The sequence below is a fragment of the Rhodococcus sp. DT1 genome, from assembly GCF_049844875.1.
Classification (GTDB): Bacteria; Actinomycetota; Actinomycetes; order Mycobacteriales; family Mycobacteriaceae; genus Rhodococcus.
Genome location: NZ_JBNCLW010000003.1, coordinates 625,926 through 649,774, shown reverse-complemented (window position 1 = coordinate 649,774; position 23,849 = coordinate 625,926). Strand labels below are relative to the sequence as shown.

Below are 23,849 nucleotides of genomic sequence, written 5' to 3'. Positions count from 1 at the left end.
GTCTTCGGAAAGATCTATGTGTGTGTTCGGAAGTGGACTACGTGAGGCTCTTGCGCACTGCCGCGAGTCGACCCGCAGCACTGCCGTCGATGACCTCGTCGCCCACCCGGACGACCAATCCACTGAGAAGCTCGGGATCGACCTCGACGTGCACCGTCACAGGCTTCCCGTAGATACGGCCCAGGGTAGCGGCGAGCCGCTCTTCCTGCGTCGCATCGAGGGGTGCCGCGCTTCGGACGTGCGCAACGGCACGATCGCGCTGTGTTGCGGCGAGCGCCGACAGTTCGTCGAGCGTCTCGGCCGGCGGCTTGCGGAGCCGACCGACGGCATGAACCGCCAACGCTTCGGTGATCGCGGTCACCTTGCCGTAGAGCAGACGCGACAGCAGCTCCCGCTTGGCCGTAACCGTGGTGCTGCGGTCGGAAAGTGTCCGCTCGAGGTCCGGGTTACCGGCCACGATGCGTCCGAGGCGGAAAAGCTCGTCCTCGACGGTGTCGAGCTGGTTCTGCTCCGCTGCCGCCTTCAGCAACGCCTCACGACCGAGCTGGACGAGAGAGTTGGTCAGGTCGGACTGTGCCGACCAGTCCTGCCCCGCCGCGGCTTTGACGGTCGCGAGGGTCGAGGCCGAAACCTTCCCCCCGAAGACCTGCTCGGCCAGCGTCACCCGAACGGCGACCGGGGCCGAGGCGTCTGCCAGCGCGCTCCGGAGAGCCCGCTGGTTGTCGAGCGCCTCGACCACCGAGAACAGTTCGGAACCGGCCTGAGCCGCAGCGGCAGTCGCGGCACCCGAGCCCAGGGCGGACTGCAACGCGGAACGCGTATGAGCGAGTGCCTCACGGCTTGCTGCGTACATGGTGCTCACTTTCCGGATGCAGAGTCAGCGCTGAGGGAGTCGAGTTCGTCGAGGAATCGATCGATCGAGCCGGCACGCTTCACATCGTCGGCGAGTGTCTCGCCGATGATCTTCTCGGCGAGATCCACCGAGCTACGTCCGAGATCGGTGCGCAGTTCGGCCACGATCTGCTGGCGCTGGGCCTGCAGCTGGTTGTGACCTGCAGCGACGATGCGGTCGCTCTCTTCCTGAGCCTGTGCCTTCATGTCGGCGATGATCTGCTGGCCCTGCGTACGGGCCTCTTCACGGATCTGCGCCGCCTCGGTACGGGCTTCGGCGAGCTGGGCACGATACTGCTCGAGCGCGGCCGCAGCCTCTGCCTGAGCTTCCTCTGCCTTCTTGATGCCGCCTTCGATCAGCTCCGAACGCTCGTCGAGAACCTTCTGGAACATCGGAAGTACGAACTTCCAGAAGACGATGCCGACGATGATCAGGGCGACGAGCGACCAAACGATGTCGTATGTCGCGGGCAGCAGGGGATTGGGTGTCTCCCCCTCCGCTGCCGCGAGAATCAGGATGCTGTCAGCCATGGTTGTCGTCGAATCAGAAGATGAAGCCGGCGACGATACCGATCAGCGCCAGTGCCTCGGTGAATGCGATACCGAGGAACATGGTGGTACGCAGCTGACCGGCCATCTCGGGCTGACGAGCCATGCCCTCGATCGCCTTACCGACGACGATGCCGATGCCGATGCCGGGGCCGATCGCAGCGAGGCCGTAGCCGACCGCGCCGAGACCCTTCAAGGTGGTCTCCGACTGGGCGAGGACGTCTGCTGCCTGAAGCGCAACGCTCATTGGTGTTCCATTCCCTTTCTTGTGGCCCGGCCCCGGGGATCGGCGACCGAGTCAGTCTGTGTGTAGAGATGTAGGTCGTGCAGTTCGGGGAGCTAATGCTCTTCGGCGTGCAGCGCCAGATCGATGTACACCGCTGTGAGCAGCGCGAAAATGTAGGCCTGCAGGACGATCACCAGAAGCTCGAAGAAGGTGAACGCGACTCCGCCGATGAGCGAACCGATACCGAAGAACCTCATGATGCCGTCGGAGTCGAAGAAGAAGAACTGCGTGGCGCTGAAGAACAGCACCAGCATGATATGTCCGGCCAGCATGTTCGCCATGAGACGAATGGTGAGGGTGAACGGCCGCAGCAGGAATGTCGAGACGAACTCGATCGGGATCACCAGAAGGTGAAGTGCCGGCGGCAGGTTCGGGATGACGACGCTGCTCTTGACGTAGCGGAAGAATCCGTACTTCTTGATACCTACGTAGTTGAAGACGATGTAGGCGAGCGCAGCGAGAACGATCGGCATGCCGATTCGCGCATTCGACGAGATGTTGAGGAAGGGGATGATCGAGGTCAGGTTGAGCCCGACCACCAAGAAGAAGATGGTGACGATCACCGGCAGGAACCGGCGCCCCTGCTCTTTGCCGAGGATGTCCTCGGCAATGTGGATACGAACAAAGTCGAGCATGATCTCGGCGACGTTCTGCACGCCTCGCGGCACGATCTTCGGACTCCGCATGGCGAAGAAGAAGAAGACTGCGACGAGCAGTGCAACGACGACGCGGATAAGCATCAGTCGATCCATCTCGAAGGGGGTGCCCTCGAAGAGGATTGGCGGTGGGAAAAAATCAGCAAGTGACGGCGCGTGGAATTCTCCGGCTGCCAAGGTGGTGACGCTCAGCGCTCTCTCCCGTAGTCGGCCGCAGGCATTGCCGTCTGCGGTTCGATCGGACATTGACGATCCAACAAGTCGACCAGGTCGGCTCGCGTATTCGCCAGTGTTCCGAACCGCCGTAGCGGTCCCGCGTCCTGCCGGTGTCGGCGACTCTCGTCGACTCGGCGGTCATTGAACACGACCGCCTATGAAGTCACAACCGCGTGCTCGGCCAAGGGCCCTCGCGTGCAGTGTCACCTTCGTGAAAACCACACTACCAACTGCTCTACGACAGTACGTAGGTGGGTACCCTACCCGCGAGTAATTGACACACGTATCTACTACTGGTCGTCGTTTCCGCTGTCGGCGGACGGCTTCGGGTCGACGTAGAGCGCGCGCTGGGACACCACGCCGTACGTTTCCGCACCGAGCACGATCACCAACGCCAGCACGATCGTCAGGACGAGCGCGTTCCGGTTGTAGAAGTCCAGCGGATCGAGCGTCGCCATCACCACGATGGCGAGGATGAGCTTGAGTAGCCACGTTCCGAGCAGTACCGCGCCTGCGGTCATCGCCGGGAGTTTCGCGGTCAGCAGCACGCCGAGCGCGGTGAACAGGATGAACCCGCCACCAACGGCCGCACCGATCAGCGCTCCCCACAGGCCGGGCGTTCCCGCGACGAGCACGGACACGATCGACGCCACGACGGCCAGCGCAAGCAGTCCGAGTGCGCCGTACCGGACGGCCGCGCGCATGGGTGCCGACGCGTCGGGCAGGGTGGGCAGAGAGTGTTCGGGTTCGGGAAGATCCGGGGAGGTCACAGTAATCGAGCCTAACGGACCCGGCGGAAGCGCTTCGGTGGTGCATCCCCGTCACCGTCGTGATGCCGGAGCGATGGGACGGCGGTCACCACGAGCGCGAACAACAGGCCCGCGGCGGTCATCAGCACGACCACCCTGCGGTCGAGCAGCGACGAGCCCACGGCTCCGAAGGCCAGGACTCCGACCCACAAGTAGAGGAGCAGCACCACCCGCCGGTGCGAATGGCCGATCTGCAACAGCCGGTGATGCAGGTGCATCTTGTCCGGGCTGAACGGGCTCACGCCGGCGCGCGTGCGCCGGACGATCGCGAGGAGCAGGTCGAGAATCGGGATGAACATGACAGCGCCGATCAGGATGAGCGGCGACAGGAGACCGAGAAGATCGCGGGAACCATAGGCACTGAGGGGAATTCGACCCGACGCGCTGGTCGAGATGGCCGCGAGCATCAGGCCGATCAACATCGAGCCCGAGTCCCCCATGAAGATCTTCGCGGGCTGGAAATTGTACGGCAGGAACCCCAGGCACGCCCCCGCCAGCGCGGCCGCGATCAGCGCCGGAGGGTACGCCGAGACGTCACCGCCCTGATCGAGCAACAGTCCCACCGAGAACACACAGATCGCCACCGCGGCGATCAGTCCGAGACCGGCTGCGAGACCGTCGAGGCCGTCGACGAAGTTCATCGCGTTGATCATCACGGCGGCCACCGCGACCGTGATGAGTCCCCCTTGCAGCTGGTCGAGCACGAGCGTGGAACCGCTGAAGGGGTCGTAGATCACGATCCAGCTCACGCCCATCACCACCAGCACCCCGGCAGCGGTCACCTGCCCCACGAACTTGGTGAGGGCGTCGAGCCCCCACCGGTCGTCGATGATGCCCACGAGCACGATGATCGACGCCGCCACCAGCGCGGCACCCATCTCGGTGGTGTACTCGAAACCTCTGGTCAAGGCCGGCAGATGCTGCGCGAAGACGATGCCCGCCACGAGTCCGATGTACATCCCGACGCCGCCCAGACGCGGCGTCGGAGTGACGTGCACGTCACGATCGCGAGGGATCGCCACCGCACCGAACTTGATCGCGAGTATCCGGACCACTCCGGTGGCGAGAAAGGTCACCACCGCAGAGGTGAGAAGCACCAGAAGCAGTTCCCTGATGGGTACGCCCGCGCCACGTCCCGCCTGCGCGAGCAGTACGACCGAGTCGGCTGAAGTCACGTGCTCCGTTCCTCCGCCCGCTACTCCCCGCCGGAGCGCAGGCGTTCGGGATCATCGCCGAGAACCTCGGCGACCTCCTCGGCCGACACCGCGCCTTCGCGCAGGATCCGGGGGCGGTCACCGGTGAGATCGACGATCGTCGACGCGACGCCGTGTTCGGCCGGTCCACCGTCGAGATACACCCCGACGGATTCCCCGAGCTGTTCACGCGCCTGACCGGCGTCGGTGGCGGGCGGGCGGCCGGAAATGTTGGCGCTCGACACTGCGAGCGGTCCGACCTCGCGCAGCAACTCGAGGATCACCGGGTGCAGTGGCATGCGCAGCATCACCGTACCGCGGGTGTCGCCGAGATCCCACGCGAGCGAGGGTGCCTGATGCACCACCAGGCTGAGGCCGCCGGGCCAGAACGCACGGATGAGTTCACGCGCTTCGGGGCGCACGGTGCTGACGAGGCCGTCGATCGTCGTCCACGATCCGACGAGGATGGGCACCGGCATGTCCCGTCCGCGTCCCTTCGCCCTCAGCAACGCGGAGACAGCGGAACTGTCGAATGCGTCGGCTGCGAGCCCGTACACCGTGTCGGTGGGCACGACGACGAGGCGTCCCGCCTTGAGCGCGCCCCGCGCCGCGTTCAATCCTGCGGCGCGCGAATCTGGTTTGTTGCAGTCGTACACGGTGCTCACGCACTCATCCTTCCACTAGCGCTCGAGTATTCCGTCGCGGGGTTCGGCGCCCGGGCTAACCACCAGCCGAGGAACGGACTGCCGCACGACTCGCTTCGACGTCGGTCGGCACCCGGTGCGCGACCACGAATCGGGGCTTACCCGCCAGGTCGTAATGCTCGACGACGTCGTCGAAGACGCGGCGCTGTGCGAACAGCTCGGCGACGAGCATGCCGTTGGTGTCGTCGTGTTCCACCGCCGCCGCTCCCCCGATTCGCAACCAGCGCGCGATGTTCGAGATCATCGGTTTGATGACGGACAGCCCGTCCGGGCCGCCGAACAACGCAGAATGCGGGTCGTGCTCGGCGACTTCGGGCTCGAGGACGGTTCCCTCGGGGATGTACGGCGGGTTGGACACCACAATGTCGACAGCGCCCTCGAGCGCGACGAGCAGGGTGCGGTCGGTCACGTCACCCTGGTGCAGCACGATCGGCGTGTCGCCGTCGTTCGCACGGGTCTCGGCGTTCTGCCGCGCCCAGGCGAGCGCCCGCGGTTCGAGTTCCACAGCGTGCACGACGGCATCCGGCCGGGCATGGGCAATGGCGAGCGCGAGCGCGCCCGATCCCGTACACAGATCGAGCACGACGGGATTGCGGCGTCCGTGGCGTTCGAGAAATGCCAGCGCCCAACCGAGAAGCAGTTCCGTCTCGGGCCGGGGCACGAACACGCCGGGCCCGACGGCGAGGTCGATCTCGCCCATCGGCGACGTGCCGAGGATGTATTGGAGGGGAATGCGCTTGGCGCGCTGGTCCACCATCGCGCGGTAGGCCTCGATCATGGCCGAATCGACGAGGGGCACGAGCCCGAGCCGGCCTCGCTCGATTCCGAGCAGGTGCGCGGCAAGCAGTTCGGCGTCGACACGCGGGCTCGCGACACCCGCTTCCTCGAGCACCGACGCTGCTTCGATGATGGCCAGGCGCAGGGGTTGACGACTCACGCAGTACAGCGTGCCATGCCCACGGCCGCTCCGATGCCACGAGGTCCCCCAGGCATACCTCGCACAGGGGACTCGCCACCGACGCGGCGGGGCACGCGCTTATTCGGCGGCGAGCCGGGCCTGCCGGTCGGCGGCCGCGAGCGCGTCGAGAAGCGCATCCATGTCTCCGTCGAGCACAGCGTCGAGATTGTGCGCCTTGTAGCCGATGCGGTGGTCGGTGATGCGGTTCTCGGGGTAGTTGTAGGTCCGGATGCGCTCGGAGCGGTCGACGGTGCGCACCTGGCTCGCACGGCCCGCCGAGGCCTCCGCGTCCGCTGCTTCTTCGGCTGCGGCCTGCAGACGCGCGGCGAGAACCTGCATCGCACGGGCCTTGTTCTGCAACTGCGACCGCTCGTTCTGACACGTGACGACGATCCCCGTCGGCAGGTGGGTGATCCGGACGGCGGAGTCGGTCGTATTGACGCCCTGCCCACCCTTGCCGGACGAGCGGTACACGTCGATGCGCAGATCGCCCTCGTCGATCTGCACCTCTTCCACCTCGTCGGGTTCGGGATAGACGAAGACGCCGGCCGCGGAGGTGTGCACGCGGCCCTGCGATTCGGTCACCGGGACGCGCTGCACCCGGTGCACCCCACCCTCGAACTTGAGCCGCGACCATACGCCGTCCCGGACGTCGGTCTTCGACTTGATGGACAGGGTGACGTCCTTGTAGCCGCCGAGATCCGAATAGGTCGCGCCGAGGACTTCCACACGCCAGCCGGAGTTCTCGGCGTTGCGGGTGTACATGCGCGCGAGATCGGCCGCGAACAGGGCGGACTCCTCGCCGCCCTCCCCGGACTTCACTTCGAGCACCACGTCGTCCCCGTCGTGCGGATCGCGGGGCGCGAGGAGATCGGTGAGCGTGCGGTCGAGTTCGGCGACCTGCTCTTCGAGCTTGTTCACCTCGTCGGCGAAGGCGGAGTCGTCGGCGGCCAGTTCGCGAGCGGCTCCGAGGTCGTCGCGTGCGGCGGTCAGTTTGGTGTACGTGGCCATGACCGGGGCGAGCTCGGCGAACCGCTTTCCTACCCTGCGCGCAATCGACGGATCGTTGTGCAGCGCCGGGTCGGACAATTGCTGTTCCAGACCCGCGTATTCGGCCAGGATGTCGTCGATGGCCGACGGCTTGGTCTGCCCCGCCATGGGTCGCTCCGCTCTGTGATGCTGTGTGCTTCGATGCCGTGCGCCTGCTTCGGTGTTGCGGCGCTCGACGCGTGTGTATCGAGGGGTGCCCGGCCGCGCCGGTACACCGGTGGAACAAAAAAGCCGACGCCCGGCCTGTGACGAAGACAGAACCGGGCGTCGGCGTGACAGCTAGCTGTCGGCGTCGGCCTTCTTGGAAGGACGCTTGCCGTAGCGAGCCTCGAAGCGGGCGACGCGGCCGCCGGTGTCGAGGATCTTCTGCTTGCCGGTGTAGAACGGGTGGCACTTGGAGCAGACTTCGACGGTGATCCGTCCCGACTCCTTGGTGCTGTGCGTTTCGAACGTGTTGCCGCAACCGCAGACGACGGTTGTCGCCACGTAGTTGGGGTGGATTCCTGCCTTCATGGTGTCCCTTTCGTGGCCGCCGGGTCGCCTTCGCGGATCGAAGACGTGAACCGGAGCCGGACTGAGCCGTTCGATTATGCCAAACACCTGGCCCCGGGAAAAATTCCCGGGCCCCGATGTCAGTCTTCCAGAGCTCCCGGGGCGGTCTTCGCGACCGTCATCAGGAACTCGATGTTCGTCTTGGACTTCTTGAGCCGATCGATGAGCACATCGATCGCCTGATGAGAGTCCAGGCCGGAGAGCACGCGGCGCAGCTTGTGCACGACCGCGAACTCGTCGGGGCTCATGAGGAGCTCGTCCTTACGAGTGCCCGACGGATTGACGTCCACCGCCGGGAACACGCGACGCTCGGCGATCTTGCGATCGAGCTTGAGCTCGGCGTTACCCGTGCCCTTGAACTCCTCGAAGATCACAGTGTCGCCCGTGGAGCCGGTCTCCACCATCGCGGTGGCGATGATGGTGAGCGATCCGCCGTTCTCGATGTTGCGTGCCGCGCCCAGGAACCGCTTCGGCGGGTACAGCGCGGTCGAGTCGACACCACCCGACAGGATGCGTCCCGACGCCGGCGACGAGTTGTTGTACGCGCGGCCGAGGCGAGTGATCGAGTCGAGCAGCACGACGACGTCGCGTCCCATCTCGACGAGGCGCTTGGCGCGCTCGATCGCGAGTTCGGCCACGGACGTGTGGTCTGACGGCGGACGGTCGAAGGTCGAGGAGATGACCTCGCCCTTCACCGAACGCTGCATGTCGGTGACCTCTTCGGGACGCTCGTCGACCAGCACCACCATGAGGTAGCACTCGGGGTTGTTGACGGCGATCGCGTTGGCGATGTCCTGCAGGACCGTCGTCTTACCGGCCTTGGGCGGCGAGACGATGAGCGCGCGCTGTCCCTTGCCGATCGGCATGACCAGGTCGATCACACGAGTGGTCAGGATGTTCTGCTGCGTTTCGAGGCGCAGTCGCTCGTTCGGGTACAGCGGCGTGAGCTTGTTGAACTCGGGACGGCGCTTGGCCGCCTCGACGTCCCCACCGTTGACCGTGTCCAGACGCACGAGCGGATTGAACTTCTGGCGCTGGCTGCCGGCCTGCTCACCCTCGCGGGGCACACGCACGGCACCGGTGATGGCGTCGCCGCGGCGCAGGCCGTTCTTCCGCACCATGTTCATCGACACGTAGACGTCGTTGGGGCCGGCCAGGTAACCGGAGGTCCGGACGAACGCGTAGTTGTCGAGCACGTCGAGGATGCCCGCGACGGGCTGGAGCACGTCGTCCTCGCGGATCTCGGGCTCACGATCGGCACTGCCGCCGCCCTCGCCGCGCTCGCGTCCGCGACGGCGCTCGCGGAAGCGACGTCCACGACGGCCCCGGCCGCCTTCCTCGTCGTCGCCCGCCCGGTTGTCCTGGCGCGGACCGTTGTTGCCGTCGCCCTGGCTGCGATCACCCTGGTCACGGTCGTTCCGGTCACGGTCCTGATGGCGATCGTTCCGGTTGCGGTCACCCTGGTTGCGGTCGCCCTGGTTGCGGTCGCCCTGGTTGCGGTCGCCCTGGTTGCGGTCGCCCTGGTTGCGATCGCCCTGGTTGCGGTCACCCTGGTTGCGATCGCCCTGGTTGCGGTCACCCTGGTTGCGTTCGCGCCGGTTACCACCGTCACCCTCGGAGCGGTCCTGCGACTTGTCACGAGAATGACCGTCGCCGCGCTCCTGAGAGTCGCGGTCGTTGCCTTCGGACGCCGGTGCGCCGGCATCGGTCTGACCCTGGTCGGTCTGATCCGCGCCGCGACGGCCGCGTCGGCCGCGTCCACGTCGGGGTCCGTCGGATTCGCCTTCGGAATCTGCACCGGTCTCGGCGTTGCGTTCCGGCTTCGTGTCGGTGGCGACAGCGCCGGTGTCGGCAGGCTTGTCGCCCGCAGGCTCGGTGCCGGCGACCGGAGTCACGGCAGCATCATCCTGCGCGGCGGCGCGAGCACGGCGAGCACGCGCGGGGCGAGCCGAGGCTTCGTCGGAAGTCTCGGTCGCGGGCTGTGCTGCAGCGGGGGCGGGCTTGGCGCCTGCGCCCTGCCGCTCCTTGATCGCAGCGATGAGATCGCCCTTGCGCATCCCCGAGGTTCCCTTGATACCGAGTTCGGCGGCGAGAGTCCGCAACTCGGCGAGCACCATGCCCGACAGGCCCGTGCCGCGCCGACCGGCGCGAACCGGAGACTGTGCGGAATCTCCGGCCGGACCTCCGGCAGACTCGGTGGTGTCGGGAGCGGATGTGGCGATCAGGTCCGTATCTGTCACGGAGATCCTTTCCTTCCCTCGTTGCTCTACACAGAGCCGAGGGTTCGTTCCGCAGATCAGTTCCTGGCACTGAGCTGGGATTGCCGTACGAGTTCATGAATCGAACGGTCGGCACGTCCGCCACCACACCGATCCGGTGGGTGCGGCCTGGCCCTCCCCCTGAATCGGGAGCAGGTGAGGATAGACCCGGGATCGACGCCCCATGGAGCTGGAGTGAGTGTCCTGGAGAATCCGGCGACTTCGGACGCACGACGTGCGGACTTCCCACAGGATAGCGACGAACTGGACGCAGGGCAAGAATCGACGCGCACGCACAGCGGTGTGCGATGTGACACGAACCGCGTCAGTCGACCTGCACTCCCTCGGCCACATCGAGAGGAAGGACAGTGAGATCGTCCGCCTCCGCCGCAGCCCGCAATTCGTCGGGGAACGGCTCTGTGGTCAGCGCGAGCACAGTGGGGCCGGCACCCGAGACCATGGCGGGAATCCCGGCAGCGCGCAGCGTGGTCACCCACTTGGTGGTCAGCGGCAGGGCGGGAGCGCGCTGGGCTTGGTGCAGAAGATCCTCGGTGGCCGCCATGAGCAGATCCGGCCGCTCGGTCAGGGCGACCACCGCCAGGGCAGCGCGGCTCACGTTGAACGCCGCGTCGCGGTGCGGGACGAGCGCAGGCAGCAGCCCGCGCGTGTGCGCGGTCGACGAGCGAACCGACGGCACCAGGGCGACGGCCTTGATGCCGGGGTGCACGCTCAGCGACACCGCGCGGAACCGCCGCTGTTCGCAGCCGTTGTCCAGCTCACTCCACGAGACGACCGCACCACCGAGCACACTCGCCGACGCATTGTCGGGATGCCCCTCGAACTCGGAGGCGAGCTGGACGAGCTGAGCGTCGTCGAGCACCCGCTCGGGCGCGACTCTGCGCACCAGACCGTTGGCGGCGGCGAGTCCGCCGACCGCAGCCGATGCCGACGACCCCAGGCCACGAGAGTGAGGAATCACATTGCGGCACACCACGTCGAGGCCGTCGGCCCAGATGCCCGCCGCTTCGAGACCGCGCTCGACGGCGCGAACCACGAGGTGCGACGGGCCCCACGGGACCTCTTGGGCGCCTTCCCCTTCGACGCGCACGTCGAGACCGGAACCGGTTGTGGTCACGGTGATCTCGTCGTAGAGCCCGAGCGCGAGGCCGAGGCAGTCGAAGCCGGCCCCCAGGTTCGCACTCGAAGCGGGAACCCGGGCGGTCACCGAGATCCCTACGGGCAGCGTTTGCGTCATGTTCTGATTCCCAACAGAGGAAGGCGTGGCGGTCAACTCAGACCAACTCGAGCGCCGACGCCACTGCGACGGGATCGACCGAAATCGGCTCGACGACGGGAACGTCGCGCAGCGCGGTGTCCGGATCCTTGAGGCCGTTGCCCGTCACCGTGCACACCACCCGCAGTCCGCGCGGCAGCCATCCGTCCTTGGAGGCCGCGAGCAAGCCGGCGATCGATGCTGCCGAGGCGGGCTCGACGAAGATCGACTCGGACTTCGCGAGCAGGTGGTAGGCCTCGAGGATCTCCTCGTCCGTGGCCGCGCGGAACGCGCCGTCGGACTCGTCCTTCGCGGTGACCGCACCGTTCCACGACGCGGGTGCACCGATCCGGATGGCTGTGGCGATCGTCTCGGGCTCCTTCACCGGGTGCCCGAGCACGAGCGGGGCGGCACCGGCTGCCTGGACACCGAGCATCCGGGGCTTGCGCGAGCTCAGGCCGTCCGCGAAGTACTCGGAGTAGCCCTTCCAGTACGCGGTGATGTTGCCGGCGTTGCCCACGGGCAGCACGTGCACGTCGGGTGCGTCGCCGAGTGCGTCGACGATCTCGAACGCCGCGGTCTTCTGGCCCTCGATACGAACCGGGTTGACGGAGTTGACGAGCCCGATCGTCGGGAACTCGGCGGTGGTCTTGCGGGCGAGTTCGAGGCAGTCGTCGAAATTACCCTCGACCTGAACGATCTTCGCGCCGTGCATGACCGCCTGTGCGAGCTTACCCATGGCGATCTTGCCCTGGGGCACGAGCACCGCGCAGCCGATCCCGGCGCGCGACGCGTACGCCGCCGCCGACGCCGACGTGTTGCCGGTGGACGCACACAGCACCGCCTGCTTGCCGGTCGCGAGTGCTTCGGTGACGGCCATCGTCATGCCGCGGTCCTTGAACGACCCCGTGGGGTTGAGGCCCTCGACCTTGATGTAGACGTCGCACCCGGTGATCTCCGACAACCGGGGGGCCGGGAGCAGCGGCGTACCGCCCTCGCACAGCGTCACCGTCTTCCAGCCGTCACCGATCGGGAGGCGACTGCGGTACGCCTCGATCAGCCCGGGCCACGGGGTGTGCACGGGAGCAGTGTTTTTTTCGGCCGCACTCATTCGGCGGATCCCTCCAGTCTCAGGACGCTGGTCACAGCAATAACGGATTCGAGCTTGTCGAGCGCGGCGACGGTGTCCGCCAGCGCCCGATCGGTGGCGCGGTGCGTGAGCACCACCAGGCGGGCGCTTTCTGCGGCACCCTCCTGTCGCACAGCGGAGATGCTGACGCCGCGGTTCGCGAACTCCGCAGCGACGGCCGAGAGCACACCGGCACGGTCGGCGACCTGCAGATTCACGTAGTACCGCGTCACGATGTCGCTCATCGGGGCGATATCGAGCTTCGCGTATCGGGACTCGCGCGGTCCGCGGCCGCCCTGCACACGGTTCCGGGCCGCCATCACGACGTCGCCCATCACTGCGGACGCGGTCGGGGCGCCGCCCGCTCCCTGGCCGTAGAACATGAGCCGTCCCGCGGACTGGGCCTCGACGACAACCGCGTTGAACGCACCGCTCACCGTCGACAGGGGATGCTCGCGCGGTACGAGGGCCGGGTACACCCGCGCCGAGACGCGGTCCTTGCCGTCGGGATCGGAGACCCGTTCGCAGAGTGCGAGCAGTTTGATGGTGCAGTTCAGGGCACGGGCCGAAGTGAGGTCCGCTGCCGTGATGTCCGAGATACCTTCGCGGTACACGTCGCTGGCGGTCACCCTCGTGTGGAAGGCGATCGACGCGAGAATCGCGGCCTTGGCCGCGGCGTCGTAGCCCTCGACGTCGGCGGTGGGGTCCGCTTCGGCGTACCCGAGGCGGCCGGCCTCGGCGAGTGTCTCGGCGTAGTCGGCGCCAGTGTCGTCCATCGCGGAGAGGATGAAGTTGGTGGTGCCGTTGACGATGCCGACGACGCGGTCGACCCGGTCACCCGCGAGCGACTGGGTCAGAGGACGGATGACGGGGATCGCACCGGCCACCGCGGCCTCGAAGTAGAGATCGACGTTGTGCGACTCGGCGGCTTCGGCGAGTTCACCCGTGTACGCGGCGAGCAGCGCCTTGTTGGCGGTGACGACCGACTTACCGGCGTCGAGTGCCGCACGCACCAGAGTGCGGGGCAGTTCGATTCCGCCGATCAGTTCGACGACGATGTCGACGTCGTCGCGGGTGATCAACGCCTCGGCGTCGGTGGTGAGAAGTTCCGCCGGCACGCCCCGGTCGTAGGAGAGATCCCGCACCGCGATCCCGCGCAGTTCGAGCGGGGCGCCGATGCGCTCACGGAGGTCCGAAGCATCATCACGGATGATCCGCACGACCTCGGCTCCTACCGTGCCGTGGCCGAGCACCGCTACACCGACGGGGCGCTGCCCCGGTGCATCGGTCACCGTTGAGTTGGTCACTCCGTAACCTCCAAGCTGAGCAGATCTTCGACGGTTTCCCGACGTAGCAGGACACGCGAGACGCCGTCCTTGACAGCCACGACGGCGGGACGAGGCAGCAGGTTGTACCTGCTGGACATCGAGTAGCAGTATGCACCCGTCGCCGCTACCGCCAGTAAATCACCGGCGCCCACGTCGGACGGCATCCACGCGTCGCGAATCACGATGTCACCGCTCTCACAGTGCTTGCCCACGACGCGGGCGACGACCGGTTCCGCGTCGCTGACCCGCGAGACGAGCCGCGACTCGTACTCGGCCTGGTAGAGCGAGGTGCGGATGTTGTCGCTCATGCCGCCGTCGACGCTGATGTAGCGGCGGGTATGGCCCGTCCCCACTCCGACGTCCTTGACGGTGCCCACCTCGTACAGGGTCACGGTGCCGGGTCCGGCGATCGCGCGTCCGGGTTCCACGGCGATCGTGGGTTCGGGCAGGCCGACGAGGGCCGACTCGTTGCGCACGATGTCGGTGAGCTTCGCGGCGAGGTCCGCGACCGGCGGCGGGTCGTCGCTCGGGATGTACGAGATGCCGAGGCCACCGCCGAGATCGACGATGCTCATCTGCGCCGTCCGGTCGAGTCCGAACTCGGCGACGGCGTCGCGCAGCAGTCCGATCACGCGATGCGCGGCCAGTTCGAATCCGTCGACGTCGAAGATCTGCGAGCCGATGTGGCTGTGCAGCCCGACGAGCCGGAGGTTGCCGGTGGCGAACACGCGGCGGATGGCGGCCATGGCCGCGCCACCGGCGAGCGACAGACCGAACTTCTGGTCTTCGTGCGCCGTGGAGATGAATTCGTGGGTGTGTGCCTCGACACCGACGGTGACCCGGATGAGGACGTCCTGCACGACACCCAGCTCACCGGCGATCTCGTCGAGGCGGTCGATCTCGGCCATCGAGTCGAGCACGATGTGCCCGACACCGGCGCTCACGGCGCTGCGCAGTTCGTGCACGGACTTGTTGTTGCCGTGCATGGCGATCTTGTCGGCGGGGAAGCCGGCGTGCAGCGCGACCGCGAGTTCGCCGCCGGACGCCACGTCGAGCGACAACCCCTCCTGGTGGACCCACCGCGCGATCTCGGTGCACAGGAATGCCTTCGACGCGTAATGCACCCGTGCAGTCGGGCCGAACGCCTCGGCTATCTCGCGGCACCGCGACCGGAAGTCGTCTTCGTCGACGACGAACAGCGGCGTGCCGTACTTCTCGGCGAGGTCGGTGACCGGCACTCCCGCGATCTGCAGGACACCGTCGTCGCCGCGACTCGCGTTGCGGGGCCACACGTGCGCATGGAGATTGTTGAGTTCACCCGCGTCGCGGGGGCGTTCCGCGATGGTCGGGGCGTGGGGAATCTCTGCGTGCCGGGGCCCGGCCGGGTGCGCGTTCACATCCGCTCCGGAGCGGAGACGCCGAGCAGTCCGAGGCCGTTGCCGAGCACCTGGCGGGCGGCGGCACACAGTGCCAGGCGCGCGGTGTGCAGGGCGCCGGGTTCTTCGTCGCCCTGGGGCAGGATGCGGCAGGCGTCGTAGAACCGGTGGTAGGTGCCGGCGAGTTCCTCGAGGTAGCGGGCCACGCGGTGCGGTTCGCGCAGTTCGGCGGCCTTGGCGAGGACGCGGGGGTACTCGCCGATAGTGCGGATGAGGTCGCCCTCGCGCTCGTGGGTGAGCAGCGACAGGTCGGCGCCTTCGGTGCCGAGCCCGAGGTCGGCGGCGTTGCGTGCGATCGACGACAGCCGGGCGTGCGCGTACTGCACGTAGTACACCGGGTTCTCGCTGGTGGTGCTCGTCCACAGTTCGAGATCGATGTCGATGCTCTGATCGACCGAGGAACGCACGAGCGCGTAGCGGGCAGCGTCGACACCGATCGCCTCGACGAGGTCGTCCAGGCTGATCACGGTGCCTGCCCGCTTGCTCATCTTGACGGTCTCGCCGCCGCGCACCAGGTTGACCATCTGACCGATGAGGACCTCGACGGTGTCGGGATCGTCACCGAACGCGGCGGCGGCTGCCTTCAGTCTCGCGATGTAGCCGTGATGGTCGGCGCCGAGCATGTAGATGCACAGGTCGAAGCCTCGCGACCGCTTGTCCTGGAAGTAGGCGATGTCGCCGGCGATGTAGGCGGCGTTGCCGTCGGACTTGATGACGACGCGATCCTTGTCGTCTCCGAAATCGGTGCTCTTGAGCCACCACGCGCCGTCCGAGAAGTACAGGTTGCCGGACGCCTTGAGTGTCTCGACCGCCTTCTCGACCGCTCCGGATTCGAACAGCGAGTTCTCGTGGAAGTAGACGTCGAAGTCGACACCGAATTCGTGGAGGGTCTGCTTGATGTGGGCGAAAATCAGCTCGACCCCGATCGAGCGGAAGACCTCGTCGCGCTCCGCGTCGGGCAGATCCAGCACGTCCGGGCGCTGCTTCAGCACCTCGTCGGCGATGTCGACGATGTATGCACCGGCGTATCCGTCCTCCGGGGCGGGCTCGCCGAGCGCCGATGCGACCAGAGACCGCGTGAAGCGGTCGATCTGGGTGCCGTGGTCGTTGAAGTAGTACTCCCGCGTGACCTCCGCGCCCTGTGCGGTGAGGATCCGGCCGAGCGCGTCACCGACGGCTGCCCAGCGGGTGCCACCGAGGTGGATCGGTCCGGTGGGGTTCGCCGAGACGAACTCGAGATTGATCTTCTTACCGGCGAGGTCGTCCCCGGCGCCGTACGCGTCGTTCTCGTCGAGGACCTTCGCGACGATCGCTCCCTGCGCGTCGGCAGCGAGGCGGATATTGAGGAAGCCGGGACCGGCGACCTCGGCCGAGTCGATGCCGTCGGCGGCGGTGAGCGCCTCGGCGAGCCACGTCGCGAGCTCACGGGGGTTGACTCCGGCCTTCTTCGCGACCTGCATGGCGACATTGGTCGCGTAGTCGCCGTGCTCAGGGTTGCGCGGGCGTTCGACGGTAAGGGTCTCGGGGAGGACGGACACGTCGAGACCACGATCGGCGAGGACGGTCGCGGCGGTTCCGTGGAGCAATTCGGCAAGGTCGGAAGGAGTCACAGGTATTCATCCTATTGGCTCGTCCGAAGGGCCGCCGACGCTCCCCCATAGCCGACGCCGGGGCCGCTGTCACCGCGACGCCCGTAGAGTTGTCGTTGCGTGCGCGCTTCGGCGGCTCGCATCTTCTTTGTCCGCCCGTCGAAAGAGCAACCAGCGATGCCCAGCGGTTCTGTCAGTGGTGGGTCCGGTAACAAGAAAACCGGAGCCAAGTCGTCGAAGGCCATCCAGGCCGCCAAGAAGCAGAGCCGCGGTTCGCGCGGCGTGCCTTCCCAACGCCAGATCCCGTGGGTGATGATCGGAGGCGTCGCTCTCGTCGTCCTCCTGATCGCGGTCATCGCGGTGAGCATCGTGCCGAAATACCAGAATCAGCAGGAGATGGCGGCGTGGTCGCCGTCCGAGTCCAATCAGGATCCTTCCTCGGCGATCGACGGTGTCGTCACGGTCGACTACGAGGCGGGCCAGCACGTCGATCCCGCGCAGCGGGTAGCGTACGACTACTCGCCGCCGTTCGGTGGGCCGCACGACTCGGTGTGGGCAACCTGCACCGGCACCGTGTACGACCAGCCCGTCCGGACCGAGAACATGGTGCACTCGCTCGAGCACGGCGCCGTGTGGATCGCCTACAACCCGGATCTGGTCGACGACGCCGCGCGCGACGCACTCGCCGGCAAGGTCGACGGCCGCACCTACACGATGATGTCGCCGTACCCCGGTCTCGATTCCCCGATCTCGTTGCAGTCGTGGGGTCACCAGCTCAAGGTCGACAGCGCCGACGACGAGCGCATCGACCAGTTCATCGCGTCGCTTCGTTTGAACCAGTACGCCTACCCCGAGGTCGGCGCCAGCTGCTCGACGCTTCCCGCGTCGTTCGATCCCGCGAACCCGCCGCCGTTCGATGCGTCCGAGCCCGGCCCGGATGCGGTCCCGATGGATGGCGGCACCGTCGACGGCACCGAGCAGATCCCTGCCGGTGGTGCCGGACAGTTCCCCACCGACATGCAGGTACCGGCCGGGAGCTGACCATGAGCGACGTCACTGCCGACCGGACCGAGCAGAGCACCGACCGCGGGCACGGGCGCTTGTTTCTGGCGCTTCTGACCGTGGCTGCCGTCGCCGTGGGATTTCTCGCCGGGTTCCTCGCACGGATCCCGCTCGAGGACCGGGCACCTGCGACACCGGCAGCGGATTCGGTCGACGCGGGGTTCTTGCAGGACATGTCGGTGCACCACAACCAGGCGATCGAGATGGCTGCGGTCGCGGTGACGCAGTCCGAGGACGACCGGGTGCGCAGCCTCGCGTACGACATCCTGACCACCCAGCAGAATCAGGTCGGTCAGATGCAGGGCTGGCTCAGCTTGTGGGGTCGCCCGCTGCTCCCGGTCGGCGACTACATGACGTGGATGGCCGAGAGTGACGGACACAGCCACGGGTCGGACGACGCCGCGCACGCGGCGGGCGGGGCGAGCAGGATGCCGGGCATGGCATCGTCCGAGGAGCTCACCGCACTGCGCGCGGCACGCGGCCCCGAACTCGATGTGCTCTTCCTCCAGCTGATGCTGCGCCACCACCAGGGCGGCCTGCCCATGATGGAGTACGGAGCTCAGTACGCGAGCACGGATGTGGTGCGCAACATCGCCCAGAAGATGGTCGACACCCAGACGGGTGAATCCGAGTTGATCACGTCCATGCTCACCGAGCGCGGCGGTCAACCGTTGCCGATGAACTGATCATCGTGGACACCTCGGGCCCGGATTATCGCGCTGACCTGCGGATGTGGAGTTGAGCGCGCAATGCGCTAGGCTAGCTCCGCACCGCCGGTCAGCCGGTGGGCCCGGATTGCCCTCGTAGCTCAGGGGATAGAGCGCTTGCCTCCGGAGCAAGAAGTCGCAGGTTCGAATCCTGCCGAGGGCACCACCACGACGGCCCCGCTTCGTTTTCGAAGCGGGGCCGTCGTCGTTCTGCTGCCGGGTGGCGGCGTGTTCGTCAGGCGCGCGCGAACCGGGCCGGTTCGGTGCCGGGCAGTCGGCGGACCCGGCCTCGCTCGATGAGCTGCCGCACGTGTGCGGACCCTTCCGCGAGTGCCATCTTCTTGCCCTGCATGGGCGTCTCGTCCCACGGGCGGTACCAGCGCATCCTCGACGTGGCCTCCCAGAGCGTGAGTTCTTCGTCGCCGAACGCGTCGTAGAGGTCGTCGAGGCGCTGGTCGTGGTGCGCGATGAGTTCCCCGGCCCGGCGGGGCAGATCGTCGATCTCCTGACGGTGCGCGGGCAGGGTCCGCCGGACGGGCAGTGTCGACACGGCCCGCAGCGAGTCCAGATACTCGCCGAGCGCGTCGCGCTCCGGGAGCGGGAAGTCGAATTCACCGACGTGCGGGGTGGTGGTGGCCAGCACATGGTCTCCGCTGAACAGCACTCCGTGGTCCTCGAGAAGGAAACACGCGTGGCCGGCCGTGTGCCCCGGAGTCAGGACGGTGCGCAACGAGCGGCCCGCCAGGGGGATCACCTCGTCCGCCGCGAGTTTGCGGTCGGGAAGGATGTCCGGACGGCCGGGCGGGTAGACCGCCGTTTCCCTGTGCCGTTCGATCTCGGGTTCGGGCGCCCCGGCGCGGCGCAGCAATTCCTCCTCCTCCGCGCTCCGGTCGGCTCCGGAGGTCATCGCCTCGAGGTGCGCGAAATCGGCCTCGTTCATGGCGACCCAACACCCCGACGCCTCACGGATTCTGCCGGTGAGGCCCACGTGATCGGGGTGGAAGTGGGTGACCACCACGCCTTCGACGTCGGTCACCGACAACCCGGCGACCGCCAGCCCGGCCTGCAGGGCCGCCCAGGACCTGTCGTCGTCCCATCCGACGTCCACGAGGACCACTCCGCCAGGCGATTCCATCACGTAGACCTGGGTGTCTCCGACGGGCAGGTCTGCCACCGGGACCGGTACGACATGTATGCCGTCTCCGATATCGCGCGCTTCGGTCATCCGTGATTCCTCCCAAAGAAGTGTGACTTCCGATCGAAGCTACACAAAAGGTTCAACTATTTTGAGGAAGGGGTTCGATGATCGCCACGATCGAGCGGATCTCCCCCGCCGGAATCTCGAAGTGCTCGGTGACCGACACGGACGTCTCGGACGTCGGACCCGCTGCGACATCGAGCACGAAGCGTGCGACGACGCTGTGGTGCCACTCGTGGAACCGCAGGTCGCGCACCCTCCGAATGGGCAGGTACTCGGCGCCGTGTTCGAGTCGGTGACGGATCTCCGCGCCGCTGTCGCCGGTGCGCTGCCCGTTCTCCACCCGCCACGCATCTGCCGCGAGACGCACGTCGGTGGCGTCGTGCCGGATGAGGGATCGGATGTACGCACGGGCCATCGCCACCCGCGGGCTCTCGCCGGGCGCGGTGGCGTGCTCGGCGAGCGCAGCCATCACCGCCGGCGCCCAGTCGGCGCGACAGATCACCAGGTCGGGCAGGTACGGGTGCGGGCGGTTGTATTCCAGTGCGCTCCCGTCGATCCGGGCACAGTGCAGGCCCGCGGCCTGCGCGACCGCGACCGGTGCCGCCGAGTCCCATTCCCACTGGCCGCCCGCGTGGATATAGGCGTCGGCCTCTCCACGGACCACCGCCATCGCCTTCGCGCCGGCCGATCCCATCCGGATCAGGTCCGCACCGAGGTCGCGTGCGAGGTCGAACACGAACGCGGGTGGCCTGCTTCCGCTGATGACGATGCGGGGGCGCCGGCGCATCGGTCGCGGTGCCGGCGCCGCATCGTCGGTGCTGTGTACGACGCCGATGGCCGGTTGCGCGACCGCTCCCGCGGTGAGCCCCTTACCGGCTTCCCACAGTGCGACGTGCACCGCCCAGTCGCTGTGGCCGGGCATACCGTATTCCTTCGAGCCGTCCAGGGGGTCGACGATCCAGACGCGGTCCGCGTCCACCCGGGACGGATCGTCGGCGGATTCCTCGGAGAGCACCGCATCCCCCGGACGCGCCGCGGCGAGCCGCTCGAGGATGTAGGTGTCGGCGGCGTGGTCGCCGCGACGGCCCAGCTCACGACCACCGAGGGCATCGCCCTCGATCGCTCGCACGGTCAACAACAATTCTCCTGCGCCTGAGGCAATCTCGGCAGCGAGCCGGGCGTCTTCGTGGTGGGCGTCGTCGGTCATGCCGTCAACAATTGCACGACGAGCGCTGCCTGGGCTGTCGCGGTGCCGTCATCGGGGCGCAGGACCAGCTCCGGGGCACGGGGCGGTTCGTACGGGTCGTCGATTCCGGTGAACCCGGTCAGCTCCCCCGCCCGGGCGCGCGCGTACATGCCTTTCGGGTCGCGGGCTTCGCATTCCGCCAGCGGTGTATCGACGAACACCTCGACGAACGGAATGCCGGCGTCCTCGTGCTGCTGCCGGATGCGTTCGCGGTCGGCGCGGTACGGACTGATGAGCGCACAGATCGCGACCAGGCCGGCGTCGGCCATCATCTGGGCGACCGCTCCTACGCGGCGGACGTTCTCCGCCCGGTCGGCCGGGCCGAACCCGAGATCGGAATTGAGTCCGTGCCGGAGGTTGTCACCGTCGAGGCGGTAGGCGGGGATGCCCTGCGCGATCAGGCGGCGCTCGAGTTCGACGGCCACCGTGGACTTGCCCGACGCGGACAGCCCGGTGAGCCACACGGTCGCACCCGATCGTCCCCGGTCGGCGCGCGCGACTTCCGCCGAGTGCCACACCACCCCGGCCTCACCGAGAGTCGGGCCGGTGATCATCCCGGCTGCGACGGTGTTGCCGGTCCTGTCGTCGACGAGTACGAAACTGCCGGTGGTCCGGTTGCGCCGGTACGGGTCGAACAACAAGGGTTGCTGCGTTCGCAGTTGCACCCGCCCGATGTCGTTGAGAGCCAGGGAAGTGGCTGTCTCGTCGCGGTGCAGGGTATCGACGTCGAGCCGGTAGTCCAGACGCACCACCCGCGCGGTGACGGACCGGGTGGTGTGCAGCAGGACGTAGCGGGCGTCCGGGTCCAGCGCGGCGCGGTCGTCGAGCCAGCACACCATCGCGTCTATCTCGTGTCCGGCGAGTGGCCGGTTGTTGGGCCTGCACAGCATGTCCCCGCGGCCCACATCGAGGTCGTCCTCGAGGTCGATGCACACCGCGGCGCCCGCATACGCGTGATCGAGCGCGGTGCCGCCCGGTCCCCAGATGTTGCGCACGTGCGTGCCGAAGCCGGAGGGAAGCACCACGACTTCGTCTCCGGGCGCGAATCCGCCGCCCGCGACGGTCCCGGCGTATCCGCGGAAGCCGGGGCGATCGCCGCTGTGTGCCGGCCGGATCACGTACTGCACGGGCAGGCGCGCATCGATGAGATTGGTGTCGGACGCGACGTGCACCTGTTCGAGGTGGTGCAACAGCGAAGTTCCCTCGTACCACGGCATGTTCGCCGTCCGGGACACGACGTTGTCCCCGTGCAGCGCGGAGACGGGAACGAACGTGAGATCGGGAATGTCGAGTTTTGTCGCGAACTGCCGGAATTCGTCGCACAGTTCGTCGTACCGCTGCTGCGACCAGTCCACCAGGTCCATCTTGTTGATGCACAGGACCACGTGGCGCACGCCGAGCAGACCGGCGAGGAAGGCATGGCGGCGCGTCTGGCGGACGATGCCGTTGCGGGCGTCGACGAGGACGAGCGCGAGATCCGCGGTGGACGCGCCGGTGACCATGTTCCGGGTGTACTGCTCGTGGCCCGGAGTGTCGGCGATGACGAACGTCCGGTTCGCCGTGGCGAAGTATCGGTAGGCCACGTCGATCGTGATGCCCTGCTCCCGTTCCGCCCGCAGGCCGTCGGTGAGCAGCGACAGGTCGGCGCGGTCGGCACCGCGGTCGTGACTGGTGCGGGTCACCGCGTCGAGCTGGTCTTCGAACACCGACTTCGAGTCGAACAGGAGCCGTCCGATCAGCGTGGATTTGCCGTCGTCGACGCTGCCGGCGGTGGCGATGCGCAGCGGACCCGGCATCAGAAGTAACCCTCTTTCTTCCGGTCTTCCATTCCGGCTTCGGAGATGCGGTCGTCGGCGCGGGTCGCGCCTCGCTCGGTGACGCGGCTCGCCGCGACTTCGGTGACCACCTCGTCGGCCGTGGTGGCCGCGGATTCGACGCATCCGGTGCAGGTCGCATCGCCCACCGTCCGGAATCGCACCAGGGTGTCGCGGGGGGTTTCGCCGGGCAGCAGGGTGAGGAAACGGGTGTGCGCGAGCAGCATTCCGTCTCGCTCGACCACCGGACGCCGGTGGGCGTAGTACAGGGACGGCAGGTCGACGCGCTCGTCCCGGATGTATCGCCAGATGTCGAGTTCGGTCCAGTTCGACAGCGGGAAGACCCGGACATGCTCGCCCACGCGGTGCCGGCCGTTGTAGAGGTGCCACAGTTCGGGGCGCTGGGCCTTCGGGTCCCACTGCCCGAACTCGTCGCGCAGGCTGAAGACGCGTTCTTTGGCGCGCGCCTTCTCCTCGTCGCGGCGGGCGCCGCCGAACACGGCGTCGAATCCTCCGTCCCTCAACGCCCGCAGAAGAGTTCCGGTCTGCAGCCGGTTACGACTCGCGCGGGGCCCGTCGTCCTCCACGGCCCGTCCGGCATCGAGATCATCCTGGACCGAGGCGGTCACCAGGCGAACTCCCTGGTGCGCGACCGTCCGGTCGCGGAACTCGATCACCTCGTCGAAGTTGTGTCCGGTGTCGATGTGCAGGACGGGGAACGGCGGCGGCGCCGGCCAGAACGCCTTCGTCGCGAGGTGGAGCATCACCGCGGAGTCCTTGCCGCCGGAGAACAACAGCACGGGTCGCGCGAAGGTCGCGGCGACCTCGCGGAAGATGTGCACGGACTCGGCTTCGAGCGCGCCGAGCAGGCTGAGCTCGTAGGAGGGATCCCGACGTGCACCGTCCCGGGATGGTCGTCGTGGCGGCACCGTCGTCATCGTG

22 protein-coding genes and 1 tRNA gene are annotated in these 23,849 nt (G+C 67.5%); 3 read left to right on the top strand and 20 right to left on the bottom strand.

What is annotated here, in order from left to right:
• Positions 1 to 37 precede the first annotated feature (37 nt).
• From ACLQ3J_RS10605 to argS, 16 genes are all read right to left on the bottom strand, one after another.
• Entirely contained in the window at positions 38 to 853 is an 816-nt protein-coding gene (locus ACLQ3J_RS10605) for a F0F1 ATP synthase subunit delta (protein ID WP_169622504.1), read from the bottom strand.
• A 5-nt stretch (positions 854 to 858) separates the two neighbouring features.
• On the bottom strand, positions 859 to 1,422 hold the full coding sequence (locus tag ACLQ3J_RS10600; protein ID WP_169622503.1) for a F0F1 ATP synthase subunit B: 564 nt from the start codon (positions 1,420 to 1,422) through the stop codon (positions 859 to 861).
• Between the two features lie 13 nt (positions 1,423 to 1,435).
• Positions 1,436 to 1,687: an ATP synthase F0 subunit C gene (locus tag ACLQ3J_RS10595; RefSeq protein ID WP_378602420.1), complete on the bottom strand. Its 252-nt coding sequence runs from the start codon at positions 1,685 to 1,687 to the stop codon at positions 1,436 to 1,438.
• 92 nt (positions 1,688 to 1,779) lie between these two features.
• Entirely contained in the window at positions 1,780 to 2,628 is an 849-nt protein-coding gene (gene atpB / locus ACLQ3J_RS10590; protein ID WP_407445551.1) for a F0F1 ATP synthase subunit A, read from the bottom strand.
• A gap of 260 nt (positions 2,629 to 2,888) precedes the next feature.
• On the bottom strand, positions 2,889 to 3,368 hold the full coding sequence (locus tag ACLQ3J_RS10585) for a hypothetical protein (RefSeq protein ID WP_425903141.1): 480 nt from the start codon (positions 3,366 to 3,368) through the stop codon (positions 2,889 to 2,891).
• Positions 3,369 to 3,379: 11 nt separating this feature from the next.
• Positions 3,380 to 4,582, bottom strand: coding sequence for a glycosyltransferase family 4 protein (locus ACLQ3J_RS10580; RefSeq protein ID WP_425903139.1), 1,203 nt, complete (start codon positions 4,580 to 4,582; stop codon positions 3,380 to 3,382).
• A 20-nt stretch (positions 4,583 to 4,602) separates the two neighbouring features.
• Positions 4,603 to 5,265, bottom strand: coding sequence for an L-threonylcarbamoyladenylate synthase (locus ACLQ3J_RS10575; protein ID WP_407445550.1), 663 nt, complete (start codon positions 5,263 to 5,265; stop codon positions 4,603 to 4,605).
• 55 nt (positions 5,266 to 5,320) lie between these two features.
• Entirely contained in the window at positions 5,321 to 6,241 is a 921-nt protein-coding gene (prmC, locus tag ACLQ3J_RS10570; protein WP_425903137.1) for a peptide chain release factor N(5)-glutamine methyltransferase, read from the bottom strand.
• A gap of 99 nt (positions 6,242 to 6,340) precedes the next feature.
• Complete coding sequence (gene prfA, locus ACLQ3J_RS10565; protein WP_169622498.1) at positions 6,341 to 7,420, bottom strand: peptide chain release factor 1; 1,080 nt, start codon at positions 7,418 to 7,420, stop codon at positions 6,341 to 6,343.
• A gap of 171 nt (positions 7,421 to 7,591) precedes the next feature.
• The gene (gene rpmE, locus ACLQ3J_RS10560) at positions 7,592 to 7,825 is read right to left on the bottom strand and encodes a 50S ribosomal protein L31 (RefSeq protein ID WP_169622497.1); all 234 of its coding nucleotides are present in this window, start codon (positions 7,823 to 7,825) and stop codon (positions 7,592 to 7,594) included.
• 119 nt (positions 7,826 to 7,944) lie between these two features.
• Positions 7,945 to 10,104, bottom strand: a complete 2,160-nt coding sequence (gene rho / locus ACLQ3J_RS10555) for a transcription termination factor Rho (RefSeq protein WP_425903135.1) — start codon at positions 10,102 to 10,104, stop codon at positions 7,945 to 7,947.
• A gap of 343 nt (positions 10,105 to 10,447) precedes the next feature.
• Positions 10,448 to 11,377: a homoserine kinase gene (gene thrB, locus ACLQ3J_RS10550; RefSeq protein ID WP_425903133.1), complete on the bottom strand. Its 930-nt coding sequence runs from the start codon at positions 11,375 to 11,377 to the stop codon at positions 10,448 to 10,450.
• 37 nt (positions 11,378 to 11,414) lie between these two features.
• Positions 11,415 to 12,506: a threonine synthase gene (thrC, locus tag ACLQ3J_RS10545; RefSeq protein WP_378528356.1), complete on the bottom strand. Its 1,092-nt coding sequence runs from the start codon at positions 12,504 to 12,506 to the stop codon at positions 11,415 to 11,417.
• Positions 12,503 to 13,831, bottom strand: coding sequence for a homoserine dehydrogenase (locus ACLQ3J_RS10540; RefSeq protein ID WP_425903131.1), 1,329 nt, complete (start codon positions 13,829 to 13,831; stop codon positions 12,503 to 12,505). Before ACLQ3J_RS10540 ends, thrC begins: the two co-directional genes overlap by 4 nt.
• Positions 13,828 to 15,249: a diaminopimelate decarboxylase gene (gene lysA / locus ACLQ3J_RS10535; RefSeq protein ID WP_296550064.1), complete on the bottom strand. Its 1,422-nt coding sequence runs from the start codon at positions 15,247 to 15,249 to the stop codon at positions 13,828 to 13,830. The genes ACLQ3J_RS10540 and lysA overlap by 4 nt, the downstream gene beginning before the upstream one ends.
• Positions 15,246 to 16,898, bottom strand: coding sequence for an arginine--tRNA ligase (gene argS / locus ACLQ3J_RS10530; protein ID WP_169622492.1), 1,653 nt, complete (start codon positions 16,896 to 16,898; stop codon positions 15,246 to 15,248). Before argS ends, lysA begins: the two co-directional genes overlap by 4 nt.
• 156 nt (positions 16,899 to 17,054) lie before the next feature.
• On the opposite strand from argS, the gene ACLQ3J_RS10525 reads away from it, so the two are divergent.
• The 3 genes from ACLQ3J_RS10525 to ACLQ3J_RS10515 all read left to right on the top strand — a co-directional run bounded on the left by ACLQ3J_RS10525 (position 17,055) and on the right by ACLQ3J_RS10515 (position 18,812).
• Entirely contained in the window at positions 17,055 to 17,918 is an 864-nt protein-coding gene (locus ACLQ3J_RS10525; RefSeq protein WP_169622491.1) for a DUF3105 domain-containing protein, read from the top strand.
• 2 nt (positions 17,919 to 17,920) lie between these two features.
• Positions 17,921 to 18,625, top strand: a complete 705-nt coding sequence (locus ACLQ3J_RS10520; protein WP_169622490.1) for a DUF305 domain-containing protein — start codon at positions 17,921 to 17,923, stop codon at positions 18,623 to 18,625.
• A gap of 111 nt (positions 18,626 to 18,736) precedes the next feature.
• Positions 18,737 to 18,812, top strand: a tRNA-Arg gene (locus ACLQ3J_RS10515).
• A gap of 69 nt (positions 18,813 to 18,881) precedes the next feature.
• On the opposite strand, the gene ACLQ3J_RS10510 is transcribed toward ACLQ3J_RS10515, so the two are convergent.
• From ACLQ3J_RS10510 to cysD, 4 genes are read right to left on the bottom strand one after another with little or no spacing between them, the layout of a single operon-like run.
• Positions 18,882 to 19,871 (bottom strand): MBL fold metallo-hydrolase, encoded by a 990-nt coding sequence (locus tag ACLQ3J_RS10510; RefSeq protein ID WP_425903129.1) that lies wholly within the window; start codon positions 19,869 to 19,871, stop codon positions 18,882 to 18,884.
• Between the two features lie 52 nt (positions 19,872 to 19,923).
• Positions 19,924 to 21,054 (bottom strand): 3'(2'),5'-bisphosphate nucleotidase CysQ, encoded by a 1,131-nt coding sequence (locus ACLQ3J_RS10505; RefSeq protein WP_425903128.1) that lies wholly within the window; start codon positions 21,052 to 21,054, stop codon positions 19,924 to 19,926.
• The gene (gene cysC, locus ACLQ3J_RS10500; protein ID WP_422424564.1) at positions 21,051 to 22,889 is read right to left on the bottom strand and encodes an adenylyl-sulfate kinase; all 1,839 of its coding nucleotides are present in this window, start codon (positions 22,887 to 22,889) and stop codon (positions 21,051 to 21,053) included. The genes ACLQ3J_RS10505 and cysC overlap by 4 nt, the downstream gene beginning before the upstream one ends.
• Complete coding sequence (gene cysD / locus ACLQ3J_RS10495; protein WP_169622486.1) at positions 22,889 to 23,845, bottom strand: sulfate adenylyltransferase subunit CysD; 957 nt, start codon at positions 23,843 to 23,845, stop codon at positions 22,889 to 22,891. The genes cysC and cysD overlap by 1 nt, the downstream gene beginning before the upstream one ends.
• Positions 23,846 to 23,849: the final 4 nt, after the last annotated feature.